This is a genomic window from Chryseobacterium sp. TQ-BC-N36 (genome assembly GCF_058382295.1).
In genome coordinates, this window is record NZ_CM178175.1 from 5,027,636 (window position 1) to 5,042,213 (window position 14,578).

Sequence of the window (14,578 nt, forward strand, 5' to 3'; positions counted from 1 at the left end):
AATCTTAATCTTTGGTTAAAAGTTATTTTTATTTGTTTTCCTCCTCATTAAAATTAATTCCCATAAAGCTGCCGGCACTTCGCGGATCGTAGGCCGACCATACATTTCCCCAGGGAAAGATAAAGGTCCGGCTTGGGTAAGGTTTTTTCTGTTTTTGGGTGGGAAGTCTGTCCAGAATCTGAGATAGAAAAGTGTTGTTCCGATGGAAGACTTTCATTTCTTTCTCTTCTGTCCATTCATTCCAGTCTTTTGCATCGCCATTTTCCCATGTGTTCATCTGGATAATGTCCAGCTGATCTCCGAAAAAGCACAGACTGAAAGATACCTGGTACCCCTGTATTTCTATACTCTTAAAATAGTACCAAAAATACCCGGTTTTTACATCCTGTATACTATGGTATTTTTCTTTATAAAAATCAGACTGTTCCAGCTGATCAAGACTCATTCCCTTATAAAGTCTGGTAGTAAAGGATTCCAGCTCTATAACTCCATTTTCACTGTTAATCAGCATGTCCCAAAAAATTGAAGCTATAAATATACCCGTTTTTTCTTTACAGACAACGAATAATATTTACAGCTTCCGGTAGAAATAGAAATATCGGTGTGTTATTGTATTATGGATTTGATATTATTAAGGTGGATGGAATATCAGAGAGCCAAAGACTTTTAGTATCGATCAGGTTTTTCCAGCTTTTACTGCTGATCAGCATCAGGTCCTGAGCATTCAGAAATTCTTTCTCAATCTTTTTTTCATTGTAGAGGGTGATATGATTAGGAGCCACCTGTTCTATACTTCTGATCAGCTCTTTCACCTCGATATTATTTCTGATCTGGCCTGCAGCATCCAGAATGATAATCTGAGAATTATTGTTATTGATCAGTCTTTTTGCATACTCCAGAAGATAAAAATCACTCAGGTTAAAGATCGGAACAAATACTTTGTCTGCCGCGTTAAAATCTTTTTCCACCAAAACTCCCACGGGAATATTGGTTTTGTCAAGGATCTGAAGGGTAAAGTCGTCAAAAGGAGAGTTGTTGAATATATTTCCTTTACCTTTTACCGTATTCAAAAGTTTTTCAGGATTAATGATTTTGGTTGTAAAGCCCAATAATCTCCCCAATAAACTCCCTTCATACATGGACTTTCCGAGCATGATCAGCAGAAGGTCATAATGTCCCTTATTGGTAATGCTGGTAAGGTCACTTTCAATATCAGTAGAAGCTTTGAAGAGAGTAGTCACTTCAAGATTCAGTTCCTGCGACGTTTCAATCACATTCTGAAACTGGGAATCTTCATATTCATTGATATCATAAGCGTGCATTTCATCTACAGGGGCAATATTCATGGCAGTGATGCTTTTATTACCATTCATTTTATGGGTAAAATTGTGCGCCAGTTTCAATAAGGTGCTGCCGGATTCCGGCTTGTCAAAAGAAAGGAGTACCCGGTATTTTGAATCGTTTTCATGAATCTTTTCATCCGGATCTTTTTTAGATTTAAAAAGGAAGTTGATGAAATCCAGCGCAGGCCCTGTCATGAATGTTGTAAATAATGCCATGATCACAAGCATTGCGAATATCTCCGGGCTTAGAACTCCAAGGTCATATCCGATGTTCAGTACGATAAGCTCCATAAGGCCTCTTGTATTCATCAGAGCTCCGATGGTTAAACTTTCTTTCCAGCTAATACCGACAAATCTTGCTGTGAGTGCACTTCCCGCAAACTTTCCGAGAACGGCGGTCAGAATAATAAATCCTGCTGTCATCCACAGATGGCTGTCATTAAGCAGGCCAATCTGGGTACGAAGTCCCGTGAATACAAAGAATAATGGCAGCAGCAGTACCAACGCCACATCCTCAACTTTGTCAATAAATAGTGTACGGAATTTGGCATTCTCCGGCATAATAGCTCCTGCCATAAAAGCACCGAACAATGCATGAATACCAATTACTTCAGTAGCATAGGCAGATAAGATCAGGGTTAGGAAGAAAATGGCTACCATAGGTTTGCTGATGGTATTTTTGCCTGCCTGAAGATCGCCAATCCTTTTAAGGAAAGGCCTGACAATTTTAATCATTAAAAACACATAGGCAATTGCCATGATGATCACATAGATAGAGCTGGCGAAAGAGCCTGCTTTTACAATCGCAATGACTGCCGCAAGAATACACCATGCAGTAATGTCATCGGCCGCGGCACAGGTAATAACAATAGTTCCCAGTTTGGTTTTCTGAAGATTTCTTTCCTGTACAATTCTTGCCAATACCGGGAATGCAGTAATGCTCATAGAAATGGCTATGAATAAAGCAAAGGAAGTGAATTGAATGCCATCCGGGGCAAATTCCTGATACACAAAATAGGAAAGTCCTATTCCCAATGCAAAAGGGATAATGATACTGGCGTGGCTGATCACAACAGCATCATGCGCTTTTTTTCTTAATACGCTCAGATCCAGCTCCATTCCGACGATGTACATGAAGAGTATAAGGCCTATCTGGCTCAGAAACTGAAGGTTACCTAAAGATTCTTTTGGGAAAAGAAATGCTGAAAATTCAGGAAAATACATTCCGACAAGTGATGGCCCCAGTACAATCCCGGCAATCATTTCTCCGATTACCGTCGGCTGTTTTATTTTCATACAAATCCATCCGAAAAGTCTTGCTGTCATAATAATAGTGACGATCTGTGCCAGTAATAATGCAAGCGGATGGTGAAGATTGGTTTTAAAGGATTCCAGGAAATTTTCCCAGGTAGAGCCGCTGCTGGTGTTAGCAACGATATTTTCTTTTACTTCCAGCGTCTGTCCTTCGATGATGAAATAATACATCAGGGTAGAAAAGACAGCGATAGTAGTAACGTAGAAAATTAAATTTTTGTATTTCCCCAAATTCATGATTCCAATTTTGATGCAAAGTTGAAAAGAATATAGTTATGTTAAATACTCTTTTTTTTTAAATGTAATGAATGTTCTAAAAAATGTAATAAAATCTATCTGAATGAATAACCCAATCCGAAACCTATTTTCCAGCTGCCATTCTGATCTGCTGTTTTGGCATTATAATAAGCCGGAATCTGAACTGCGATTTTTTTGTAGACCATAGTGAGACCAGCTCCTAAAGTAGGCATAATAAGACTGTTTCTGGTGCCGGAAGAGTGGTCTTCTTTTATTCTCAGTGAAGGAAGCATTCCGAGCAAAAATTTCAGATTTTTATGGGTAAGACTTACATTCGGACCTGTAAAATTGATAAAAGCACCATGGTCCACATATCCGGCTGTTGCTACTCCATCAAAAAATGAAGCCTTAACTTTTGACTGAGTTTCCTGGGAAAAATACAATCCGGATATGAGGAGTCCCGCAACATAGAAAAAATTTTTCATTATACAATCAATTAATTCTGTGCAAAAATAAATGGATTGTAAGTTGAAAAAGAGGAGTTGTAATAAAGCACAGATATTCTGTAATGAAACCGGAAAGATCTGGAAGAGGTTTATTTTCCGAATAGCTCCATCAGAGAATTTTTATAGGCATCTCCGATCTGTAGTTTCAGAAAAGTATGATCTTCCGAAGGGATCGTTGTAATGATTTCGTTGGTTGAAAATACTTTAATGGAAGAAAGGGCGATGATCTCTTTTTTGTTGACCTGTGCGAAATCTTTAGACGGAAGCATTTCCAGAAGATTTTTAAAATTTAAATTTTTTAGAACAATGGTTGTTCCGTCACTGAGAATGATATCTTTATCTCTGCTGTCTATTTCTGAGGTTTTGATATAAGAAATCTGTTCAGTAAATATGACGGTTTTTCCGATATTGGTATTCCACTCAATAAAAGCCTTTTTAGGACTGTTTTCCACCAGTTCTTTTGCTTTTTCAAATGCCTGGATCAGTCTTTCTTTTTTGATAGGCTTTCTTACATAATCTACTACATTCAGATCGAAAGCTTCTGCTGCATATTCTTTATAGGCGGTTGTAAAGATGATTTTTTTTGAGCCTGAAATAATTTCAGCTACCTGAAGGCCTGTCATTCCGGGCATTTCAATATCCAGAATACACAGATTGCAGTCGATGCTGTCTATTTCATTCAGAAAAACTTTAGGATCATTGAATGCTTTTACCACTTCTACATTATCGATCTGCTCACATAGAAGTTTTAAATAACTGATGGCCAGTAATTCATCATCCAGAATAACGCATTTTATCATAGAATTCTCCTAAATTGATTTTTAATTCTGCTGTAAAGATCCCGTTCTTTGAGCTTCTTTCCAGCTGGTAGTACGTACTGTAGATCATCTTAAGCCTCTGATCAAAAGACTGGCTTCCAAAACCGCTTTTTTCTTTTTCCAGAATATTTTTTAAAGAAGCTTTATTGCTTACTTTCATAGTGAATATGCCGTTTTCAAGCTCCAAATAAATAGAAATGAAAGAGTCCTGGGCCAGGAAATCTGTATGTTTGAAGGCATTTTCAATAAGATCTACAGAGATCAGCGGAGCAAATACCTTTTCTTCATACAAAGCATCCGACTTATTAATCCTTGATTTAATTCTGAAGTCAAAAAGAGGATTGATCTTGATTTTATTAATTTCAATGAGGCTTAAAGCAAAATTGAGCTCCTCTTTAGGGCTGACATACTTGTTATTGCTCTCATATAAAATATAATCCAGTACATTGGCCAGCTTATCCAGTGACATATAGGTCTGATAGGCATGTGACTGAACTGAATTAAGGATGTTTTTAAACAGATGCGGATTCAGTTTTGTGCCGATATGTTCCAGGCGTACCTCGTTCAGGCGCTGTTCAATAAGTTTGTTGGTTTCTGATAGTTTGATATTTCTCTGTTTCAGCTTCTGATGTTGGCTGAAAAGATAAATACTGGTGGTCAGAAACAGGAAAATGGCAAAAACCCCGATGAATATCAGATAATCATGAATCATGTAGTAGTTGCCTTCCATAACGTATAGTTCTTGAAAACTATTTAATTTTCTTAAGACTGCTTACCGTCACATTTTCTTCACATTTTTCAAAGGTGATCTCATAAGACGGATTTTTTTCAGGATAGGTTAAAAGATAATCCGGACAAGGTTTTTTCTGTGCATGACTGCGGTCAAAATCCACTTTTCCATTGGTAATGATGCTGTCTTTTATAAATTTCTCATCAATCTTATAGGTGGTCATTGCATTTTTAGCTTCTTCAGAATAGTTGAACTCCTTAGAAAGTGTTTCAGCAATGACACGGCTGTTAGGTAAATAACCGCTGCAGCTTGCCCCTTTTTTGTTTAAAATAAAAAATACGATTAAAAGCCCCGGAATGAAGCCTATTGCATAAAATTTCAGTTTCTTCATTAGAAAATTAAAAGATTGATATCGTGATATGTAAGTCCGAAACGGTCGCAGATGATCTTCTTGGTATGTCTTCCTTTGTACATATATAAGCTCTGTTTCATTTCATTTTTGCGGATCAGCATGTTTTCAAAGCCGCCCTCTTCATCATAATTTAAAATATAGGAAAGGAAGAAATTCGAGATAGCCTTGGTGGTGGTTCTCGGCATTCTTGAAGTAAGGTTTGGAAGCCCACAGTGGATCACACCATGTTTGATGATATAAGGATCTTCCATCGTAGTAAGTTCTGAAGTCTCAATTACTTTACCGTTGTCTATGGTGATATCGATAATGACACTGCCTTTTTTCATTTTCATGACCATATCTTCAGTAACGATAGGGGTCATGTTTAATCTTGGAAGTGCACCGATTACTACATCAGCACGTCTCAGGCTTTTGCTGAGTTCCTTGGGATCAATAATCGAGGTTGGTACACGGCTGTCAACAATGGTGTGCAGTCTTCTCAGCTTTGATAAAGAATTGTCAAAAACTTTCACACTGGCTCCTAAACCGATGGCAGCTTTGGTGGCAAATTCTCCTACGATTCCCGCTCCAAGGATAACGACTTCAGTAGGTCTTACCCCTGTAATTCCTCCAAGCATTAAACCGTTTGATAAGGCTAATAATTCAGAAGCGTATAGAATAGAAACGGTTCCTGCAATTTCTCCTACCAGTCTTACCAGAGCCAGCTGCTTATATTCATCAACGATAAATTCGAAAGCGATGGCGTTTATTTTTTTCTCTGCAAGCTTTAAGAAATACTCCTTATCTCTGAGGTTGATCTGAAGTGCTGAGACCAGATACGTATTAGGTTTCATATACTCAATTTCCTCTTCTGTAGGAGGATTGATCTTCAGGATAAGATCCTGTCCGAAAGCTTCTTTAGGATCATTGGTGATCCTTGCTCCGGATTCAGAGTATTGTAAATCTGTAAAAAATGAACCTTGTCCGGCCCCTGATTCGATAATGATCTCATGGCCGTGCTCTACCAACACCTGTACGGCGTCAGGAGTGATGCAGGTTCTCCTTTCGTTGAGACAGGTTTCTTTAGGAATTCCAATACTGAACTGTTTTCCTTTTTTTATAACCTCCAATTTTTCCTCTTTCGGCATTAATTCTTCTTCTGTGAAAGGAGTAAAAATATTTGTACTCATCCTTAAATTAAATTATGTCTTACAGATTGTTTTTTTACACTCAATTAATGAGCAAAGATACATAATATTTAATCGAATGAAATTTCTCTGTTTTCACCCGTATTCACAATGCTCATTGTGTGATAGTTGAGCCCGTAAAGCTCTTCCTCATACACTTCCGGCCATTCGATGATGCATAAAAAAGAATTGTCCAGGTATTCTTCAATGCCAATATCATAGACTTCTTCAATGTTTTTCAGACGGTAAAGATCAAAATGATACACTTTTCCCTTTTCTGTATTGTATTCATTAACAATAGAGTAAGTAGGGGAGTTCACTTCGTCCCCGCTTCCCATTTTTTTGAGCAGAAACTGTGTGAATGTTGTTTTTCCGGCTCCGAGATTTCCTTTTAATAAAAGAATAGGATGTTTCAATTCAGGAATGATGCTGTCAACAACTTCCTGCCAGTCTTCGATTTTATTGATAGTGTAATTCATTATCTCTTTAAATTTTCAGAATATAAGTTGTAAAAATGTTCAGTTCTGTTTTTTGCTCTTTCAGAATTTCTGTAACGGTTGTTTTTAACTGGATTTTCGTATAAAGCTAATATTTCAGCGATTTCTATTGGTTTCAAGTCTTTCATTTCTTTATTAAATAATGATTTTGAAACATTTTCAATCCCTTTTCTATTTTCTAAAAAGTCAAAATTACGGAAATTAAAATTCAGGCAATCTTTCTGGCTGTAAGAATGTTCAATATATCTGGCTATAAGAAATTGATCGAAAGATGATTTATTTTGATACTCTAATCTAGGAAAAATGTTAGAGGCCATCTGATTACAGGGACATTCTTTTTTTTGAGAATTTGGATTTATGATAGCATTTCCAAGAAAAATCCAGGAATTTTGGAATAAAGAATTTGGATAAACGGTATTATAAAAGGTATTGAAATTTTCTGGTAGTTTATTACTGCTTCTAACAGACCATGTAATTAATCTTTTATCAGTTGTATTTAAAATATAACTTCCACCTAATTCTAAATATAAGACGAATAAAAATACAATGATAATTATAAATAACAAGATTTTTTTTAGATACTTCATAAGATAAATCATTGTTCAAAAATAATCAATGAATATGATTTATAAATAAAATCTTAGCATAATCAAAAATTTAACCTCTACCTTCTTGTATCTAAAATTTCTATAAAAAATACTTAATTTTACAGCATGATTTCCAAACAGACCATTGATAAAATATTCTCCACGATCCGCGTTGAAGAGATTGTGGGTGAATATGTGCAGTTGAAAAGAGCAGGGTCTAACTACAAAGGACTCAGTCCGTTTCACGATGAAAAAACGCCCAGTTTTGTAGTTTCTGCCAGTAAGCAGATCTGGAAAGATTTCTCTACAGGAAAAGGGGGGACTGCCATCTCTTTCCTGATGGAAATTGAAAATTTTACTTATCCTGAAGCACTTCGCCACGCTGCAAAAAAATACGGAATTGAAATTGAGGAAGATCAGCGTGAAATTTCTGAAGAAGCAAAAAATGCCCAGACAGAAAAAGATCTGCTGTATAAAATCCATGAGGTTGCCAATACTTATTTTCAGGAGATCCTTTGGGATGATCAGGAGGGCAGAAGCATAGGTCTTTCTTATTTCAAAGAAAGGGAATTGAGAGATGATATCATTAAAAAATTCCAGCTCGGATATTCCCCCGAGAAAAAAAATGCTTTCACCGCCTACGCACTGGAAAAAGGATATACCAAAGAAATTCTTGAGAAATCAGGGCTTTCTATCTTCCCGGAAAATACCCCTGCAGGGGTAGACCGTTTTAGGGAAAGGGTCATTTTCCCGATTCACAGTTTTTCAGGTAGAGTGCTGGGTTTTGGAGCAAGGATTCTTAAGAATAATGTCAAAACTGCAAAATATCTCAATTCACCGGAAACCGAGATCTATCATAAATCCAATGTTCTTTATGGATTAAATCAGAGTAAGCAGGCCATATCAAGAAAAAATGCCTGTCTCCTGGTGGAAGGATATATGGATGTGATTTCACTTCATATGTCCGGAATTGAAAATGTGGTGGCAAGTTCCGGAACGTCCTTAACAACGGAACAGATTAAACTCATTAAGAGGCTTACGGAAAACGTAACGATTCTTTTTGATGGAGATAACGCCGGGATCAAAGCGAGTTTCCGAAGTATTGATATGCTATTAACGGAAGGAATGAACATCCGTGTTTTGCTTTTCCCTGACGGAGATGACCCAGATTCATTTGCCAGAAAACATCCGCAGGAATACGTTGAAAAGTATATCGAAAACGAAGCGATGGATTTCATCGACTTTAAAGCAGAAATTCTGTTAAAAGATATAGGAAACGATCCTATCAAAAAGGCTGAGGCGATAAGGGATATTGTAAAATCGGTATCTTTTGTTCAGAATGCTCTGAAAAGAGAGGTTTACCTGAAAGAGGTTTCCAATAAATTCGGACTTTCCGAGCAGAGTCTTTTCAATGAATTAGGTGTTCAGAAACAGATCACCCAAAATCAGACCCACCATGTTCAGCAGCAGAAGGAAAAAGCAGCTCCAAAGATGGAGATTGTTCCTCTGGATCAGGAAAAAGAAGATCCCTTTCTGTACGATGTGCTATTCATGGAAAACAAGCTTGTGGATCATATGCTGATGTTCGGAGACATTATCCTGAAAAGGAGAAATGACCAGAATGAAGAATACCAGATTACGGTAATTGAAGAAATTCTTCATCATTTTGAAGAGGAGCAGTATCAGTTTTTAGTTAAAGAAAATGAGATTATTATCAATCAGGTGAAAGAGGGAATTCAAAAAGATGAGCTGAGAAGTGGAAACTTTTTTGTATCTTTTATGGATGAAGAGATTACCACGAAGGTAGTAGATGCTCTGATCCCGCTTGATGAGCTTGAAAACTGGGCTTCCAGAAATATTTACCCTCCCAATTATGGAGATAAAGTGGCAGATCAGATTAAGGGAGATATTTTATTGCATAAATACAGATACATTGATTATCTGATCAAAGAAACGGCTAAGGCGCTTGATCAGTACAGCAATACAGATGAAGTGAAGTATTATGAGCTGATCAAAAAAATCACTTTACTGAAGCAGGCTTCCATCCGGTTGAGCAATATCATCGAATATTCCCCGATCAAAGGGATTTATGTAGATAGGAAGAGATAAACCGAAGTCAGATTTTTGGGTATTCTGTGACAAAAAGTCCTATAAAATTTTAGGAATAAATATTGTAATTTAAACTTCGAGAATATTTAAAAATAATACATAATAGAAATATGGACATTAAAAAAGAATTCAGAGACTTCTCTGTAAAACATTTAGGAAACAACGGTTTGGTAACCGATCAGTATATGGGAATGTATGGCCCAACGAATCTTACTCCGTACATCATGGAAGAAAGAAGATTAAACGTTGCTCAAATGGACGTTTTCTCCCGTCTGATGATGGACAGAATTATCTTCCTTGGAACAGGTATTGATGATCAGGTAGCCAATATCGTTACGGCACAGCTTTTATTTCTGGAAAGTGCTGATCCTTCAAAGGACATCCAGATCTACATCAACTCTCCTGGCGGGAGTGTTTATGCAGGTTTAGGTATTTATGACACAATGCAGATCATTAAGCCGGATGTTGCAACAATCTGTACAGGGATGGCTGCTTCTATGGGAGCTGTCTTGCTGGTTGCCGGAGAAAAAGGAAAACGTTCTGCGCTTAAGCATTCAAGAGTAATGATTCACCAACCTTCAGGAGGAGCTCAGGGAGTTGCTTCTGACATGGAGATCAACCTGAGAGAGATGTTGAAATTGAAGCAGGAGCTTTATGAGATCATCGCTCATCACTCAGGACAAACTTATGAGTGGGTGGAAAAATCTTCTGACAGAGACTATTGGATGACTTCTGAAGAAGCTAAAGGCTATGGAATGGTAGATGAAGTTTTACAAAGATCTACAGAGAAAAAATAATTGATGGTAACATCATCAGAAAACCGCACCCATCTGGTGCGGTTTTTTGTTGGATTTATATTTTAATCACTCATTTTAAATTATTTATCACATGTTTATATTCCTACGGAATGACACAATTTGAATGATGGTTTATTCATGCAGTTTGTTATTCCGCGGGAATCCAGTCATAATGATCCAAGAATTAGCTGCGAGAGAAAAATTACAATCCTGACTAAAATTCAAACTGAAAACGTAAAGATTCCCCTCCGCTGGAGGGGTGGCAAAAATTCAAAGAATTTTTGCCGGGGTGGTTTTAACAGTATATTTTACCTATATCCTCACAAAAAAAGCGCCTCATGGCGCTTTCTCTATTTCTTAACAATCTTATGTATTGTCGTATTTTCAGCTGTTTTAATCTCCACAAAATAAACTCCCGTGTTTAAAGAATGAATATCAATCTTAGTAATCTGAGAAGTCATTATTTTTTGTCCTGTCACAGAGTAAATATTCACTTCTTTCAGTTTCTCAGCCGTTTCAATCTGAATGAAATCACTTGCCGGATTTGGATAAATATTGAATTTTTTCTTGGTCACAGAAGAAATTCCTAAAGTCAGCTGTGCCTCGGTGGGGGTAAATGGTCTTCTTTGCCCGAAACTTAATCCAAACCAGTCATTGTTACTCAGTTGAATCTGAGAAAGATTGGCTTTTGTTTGCCAGCTTGATAGATCTTTTCCTTTATATAACTTCCAGCTGTCTGATCCGGAAGTATTTCCAGTAAATGAATTCAATGTTAAATTAGTAATCTGATTATTCGCTGATGCAAAATTGAAATAGGAAGCTTGAGACTGGATCAGTTGTAACGCCTGTTCAGCAGTTATGCTTCCGTTATATTTAATTCCAAAAACAAAAGAATTGGCATTTCCGTTGGCATTATCAGTTCCGAAATCAATAACGACAAGACTTTTATTAGTTCCGCTTCCTACCCAGTTTGTAACCTGCGAGGGAACAAACCAAGCAGAACTGTAGGCTGCAACTGGTGGGGAAGGCATTGTAGGAGGGGAAAAACTATAAGAAGCTCCATACCATCTTCCGTCCACTAAAAGATCATTGTTCACACCATTATTGAATGCCATAGTTGATGGAGTGTTTCCTGACCAGGTTGACCAATAGTCGTCAAGTCCGGGAGTATGATGATTGTAATTTAAACTGTACAGAAATCCGGATGGTATTTCAATTTCCATTTTAGGTTCTGCAGCGGCAATAGCAGTAATCATGTCTTCCATGGTTAAGCCATTTCCGTCAAAACGGTATCCCCAAGCATAAGAATTTGGGGTGCTGTCATCATTAAAGTCTGCAATGAAATATGCTTTTTTAGAACCGGTTCCTACCCAAAATTTAATGTCGTTTTCTGTGAATTGGGCCGACAATACCTGCATGCAAAGCAGTAAGAAAAAAAGATAGATTTTTCTCATGATATAATTAATTTAAAGTTTTATTCCCGAAACTTATCTTCAGAGCAGAACTAATTCTTTCTCTGAATCTAGTGTTTTAAGGCAGGTCTCCTGGCTCACATCTTACAACTTCCTTCCCGGATTTTCAGATCCAGTGGTTTTTGTGCAGTAAGTTTAAACAGTTTACAGTTGCGGGTACAGCTCAAGATTTGAATATTATTCTCACTTGATTCCCTATTAATGAACATTGTTCAGCCTTAAAACGCTGCAAATATATCATATAAATTGATAAGTCCGTTTTGTGAATTATTTTCCTTTAAAAAAATGATTTTCAAATTGATTAATAATTTGGTTGGATTGTTGGTTTTTCATTTTAAATAGATTCTTTTCTTATTTATCTTCAATGTATTCTGTCTGTTCAATTGTTAAAAAACAATTATCATTGCATTTAAGATCAGTTTACAATCAAATCCTATTTTCGCAGCCATAAAATAGCATATGAAAAAATTACTATGTTCTGTGGGTATACTGGCTGTATTGGCTTCATGTAAAAGTGATGACGATACCACAATGGTTAATCAGGATATTAATTATTCCAAGCTGCCTCAGGAATTTCCATTTACAAAGCTGGCCACGATAAACGGAGTAGATGTTATCAATGGCGGATTTGGTTCAGGAGCAGCCGCCCATCCTACAAGAAAAGGTGAGTTTTATGTCATTACAGACAGAGGTCCTAATACTGATTTCCAGAACGGGAAAAAATTCCTTGCACCTAATTTTACGCCTACCATTATGCATTTTAAAATTAATGCTGACGGGAATGTAGAGGTAATCAAATATATTAAACTTAAAAATCCATCCGGGCAGCTTATTACAGGATTACCAAACCCTGTAGGAATGGGAAGTACCGGAGAAATAGCCTATGATGCTTCCGGAAATGTTTTAGGGACAGATCAATATGGATTAGACAGTGAAAGTATTGTAGCAGCAGCAGATGGTACATTTTGGGTTTCTGATGAATATGGTCCTCATATCGTGCATTATAGTGCTGACGGAGTGGAGATGGAAAGAATAAGCCCGGTAGGTGTAAATACCGGACCAAGAAAGTTACCTGCCGTTTTAGCAAAAAGGAGAGCCAATAGAGGCATGGAAGGACTTTGTATTACTCCGGATGGAAGAACACTGGTAGGAACCATACAGTCGATGATGCATGTACCCAGCAAAGCATTGGCAACCAATACTACTTTAACGAGAATCGTAACTTTCGATATTATAACAGGGCAGACCAAGCAGTTTTTATACAAGCAGGAGGGGGGAGCTTCTGATTCAGTATGTGATATTACCGCACTAAGTAATAACGAGTTCCTGGTGATCGAAAGAGATGGAAATTTCGGCTCTCAGGGAGGAATCAAAAAAGTATACAGAATCAATCTGAGCAATGCTACCGACGTAAATGGACCTGATATTAATGCCGTGGACGGAATGAAAGTGAATGGTAAAGCTTTGGAACAATGTTCATGGGATGAAATTACAAATGCCGGAATCAAAGCCGTTACCAAAACATTAGCGGTAGATCTGGTGGCAAAGCTGGGATACGAACATGATAAGTTTGAAGGAATCGTTTATCTGGGAAATAATAAGCTGGCAGTTTTCAACGATGATGACTTTGGGGTAGTGGATGATGGAAACGGAAATCCCAAAGCCAAAATTTTACCTAAAACCGGTAAAGTAGACAAAGGAACTATGTACGTAGTCGATATTCAATAATTAGATTTTTTTAACGAAAAAGCGGCGGAATCTTTGATTCCGCCGCTTTTTATTGGATAATATATCAATCCTTTATATTAATTAAAAGCTTCAATAATCTTAGAGAAATCCTCTAATTTCAAAGCAGCTCCTCCGATAAGACCTCCGTCGATATCCGGCTGAGAGAAAATTTCTTTAGCATTGTCAGGTTTTACAGAACCTCCGTAAAGGATTGAAACCTCGTCAGCAACTTCCTGTCCGTATTTTGAAGCGATAATGTTTCTGATATGAGCGTGGATTTCCTGAGCCTGCTCAGGGCTTGCTGTTTCTCCCGTTCCGATCGCCCAAACCGGTTCATAAGCAATCACCACTTTTTTGATCTCTTCTGCAGAAAGTGTAAAAAGAGCTACTTCAGTCTGGTTTTTTACAACTTCAAGGTGTTGTCCTGCTTTTCTCTGTTCAAGCGTTTCTCCGTTACAATAAACAGGAATAAGACCTTTATCAAGAGCTAATTTGATTTTTCTGTTACAGTGAGAATCTGTTTCTCCATGGTATTGTCTTCTTTCAGAATGCCCGATTAGTGATCCGGTTGCATCAATAGATTCCAGCATATCTGCAGAAATTTCACCAGTATAGGCGCCGCTTTCATGCTCGCTCATATCCTGAGAAAATACTCCGATTTCATCCTTTTCAAAAACGTCTTTTGCCATCATCAAATACAATGCAGGGGGAGCAATCCAAACCTCACAGTTCGTAGCATTGTTGTTTTTATAGCTTAGTAACTGAATCATTAATTGTTGTGCATCAATTACATTTTTGTTCATTTTCCAGTTTCCTGCAACTATTTTTCTTCTCATAAGATTTAAATATAGATTTATTTATT

General features: G+C 37.3%; 14 protein-coding genes and 1 riboswitch. Of the genes, 3 read left to right on the forward strand and 11 right to left on the reverse strand.

Features of this window, described 5'->3' with window-relative positions:
• Nucleotides 1-28: 28 nt before the first annotated feature.
• From AC3FI7_RS22810 to AC3FI7_RS22850, 9 genes are all read right to left on the reverse strand, one after another.
• Nucleotides 29-511, reverse strand: coding sequence for a hypothetical protein (locus AC3FI7_RS22810; RefSeq protein WP_491460986.1), 483 nt, complete (start codon nucleotides 509-511; stop codon nucleotides 29-31).
• A gap of 103 nt (nucleotides 512-614) precedes the next feature.
• The gene (locus AC3FI7_RS22815; RefSeq protein WP_491460987.1) at nucleotides 615-2,894 is read right to left on the reverse strand and encodes a cation:proton antiporter; all 2,280 of its coding nucleotides are present in this window, start codon (nucleotides 2,892-2,894) and stop codon (nucleotides 615-617) included.
• A 95-nt stretch (nucleotides 2,895-2,989) separates the two neighbouring features.
• Nucleotides 2,990-3,379 (reverse strand): hypothetical protein, encoded by a 390-nt coding sequence (locus AC3FI7_RS22820; RefSeq protein ID WP_491460988.1) that lies wholly within the window; start codon nucleotides 3,377-3,379, stop codon nucleotides 2,990-2,992.
• 110 nt (nucleotides 3,380-3,489) lie between these two features.
• Nucleotides 3,490-4,200, reverse strand: coding sequence for a LytR/AlgR family response regulator transcription factor (locus AC3FI7_RS22825; RefSeq protein ID WP_142725918.1), 711 nt, complete (start codon nucleotides 4,198-4,200; stop codon nucleotides 3,490-3,492).
• Entirely contained in the window at nucleotides 4,175-4,948 is a 774-nt protein-coding gene (locus AC3FI7_RS22830) for a histidine kinase (RefSeq protein ID WP_291902252.1), read from the reverse strand. Before AC3FI7_RS22830 ends, AC3FI7_RS22825 begins: the two co-directional genes overlap by 26 nt.
• Nucleotides 4,949-4,967: 19 nt before the next feature.
• Complete coding sequence (locus tag AC3FI7_RS22835; protein WP_343660885.1) at nucleotides 4,968-5,339, reverse strand: hypothetical protein; 372 nt, start codon at nucleotides 5,337-5,339, stop codon at nucleotides 4,968-4,970.
• Entirely contained in the window at nucleotides 5,339-6,529 is a 1,191-nt protein-coding gene (locus AC3FI7_RS22840) for an alanine dehydrogenase (protein WP_491460989.1), read from the reverse strand. Before AC3FI7_RS22840 ends, AC3FI7_RS22835 begins: the two co-directional genes overlap by 1 nt.
• A 68-nt stretch (nucleotides 6,530-6,597) precedes the next feature.
• Nucleotides 6,598-7,005, reverse strand: a complete 408-nt coding sequence (gene tsaE / locus AC3FI7_RS22845) for a tRNA (adenosine(37)-N6)-threonylcarbamoyltransferase complex ATPase subunit type 1 TsaE (protein WP_491460990.1) — start codon at nucleotides 7,003-7,005, stop codon at nucleotides 6,598-6,600.
• Nucleotides 7,005-7,610, reverse strand: a complete 606-nt coding sequence (locus tag AC3FI7_RS22850) for a transglycosylase domain-containing protein (RefSeq protein ID WP_491460991.1) — start codon at nucleotides 7,608-7,610, stop codon at nucleotides 7,005-7,007. Before AC3FI7_RS22850 ends, tsaE begins: the two co-directional genes overlap by 1 nt.
• Before the next feature lie 126 nt (nucleotides 7,611-7,736).
• Here AC3FI7_RS22850 and dnaG point away from each other — a divergent pair, with 126 nt between their 5' ends.
• Entirely contained in the window at nucleotides 7,737-9,719 is a 1,983-nt protein-coding gene (gene dnaG, locus AC3FI7_RS22855) for a DNA primase (RefSeq protein WP_343660887.1), read from the forward strand.
• A 110-nt stretch (nucleotides 9,720-9,829) separates the two neighbouring features.
• Nucleotides 9,830-10,516: an ATP-dependent Clp endopeptidase proteolytic subunit ClpP gene (gene clpP, locus AC3FI7_RS22860; protein WP_050021502.1), complete on the forward strand. Its 687-nt coding sequence runs from the start codon at nucleotides 9,830-9,832 to the stop codon at nucleotides 10,514-10,516.
• Nucleotides 10,517-10,866: 350 nt separating this feature from the next.
• On the opposite strand, the gene AC3FI7_RS22865 is transcribed toward clpP, so the two are convergent.
• Nucleotides 10,867-11,970 (reverse strand): T9SS type A sorting domain-containing protein, encoded by a 1,104-nt coding sequence (locus AC3FI7_RS22865; protein WP_142725912.1) that lies wholly within the window; start codon nucleotides 11,968-11,970, stop codon nucleotides 10,867-10,869.
• 63 nt (nucleotides 11,971-12,033) lie between these two features.
• A riboswitch (cobalamin riboswitch) is annotated at nucleotides 12,034-12,224 on the reverse strand.
• A gap of 223 nt (nucleotides 12,225-12,447) precedes the next feature.
• Between AC3FI7_RS22865 and AC3FI7_RS22870 the strand changes: the two genes are divergently transcribed.
• Complete coding sequence (locus AC3FI7_RS22870; RefSeq protein ID WP_491460992.1) at nucleotides 12,448-13,716, forward strand: esterase-like activity of phytase family protein; 1,269 nt, start codon at nucleotides 12,448-12,450, stop codon at nucleotides 13,714-13,716.
• A 77-nt stretch (nucleotides 13,717-13,793) separates the two neighbouring features.
• On the opposite strand, the gene tpiA is transcribed toward AC3FI7_RS22870, so the two are convergent.
• Nucleotides 13,794-14,552 (reverse strand): triose-phosphate isomerase, encoded by a 759-nt coding sequence (tpiA, locus tag AC3FI7_RS22875; protein WP_062671267.1) that lies wholly within the window; start codon nucleotides 14,550-14,552, stop codon nucleotides 13,794-13,796.
• Between the last annotated feature and the right edge of the window lie 26 nt (nucleotides 14,553-14,578).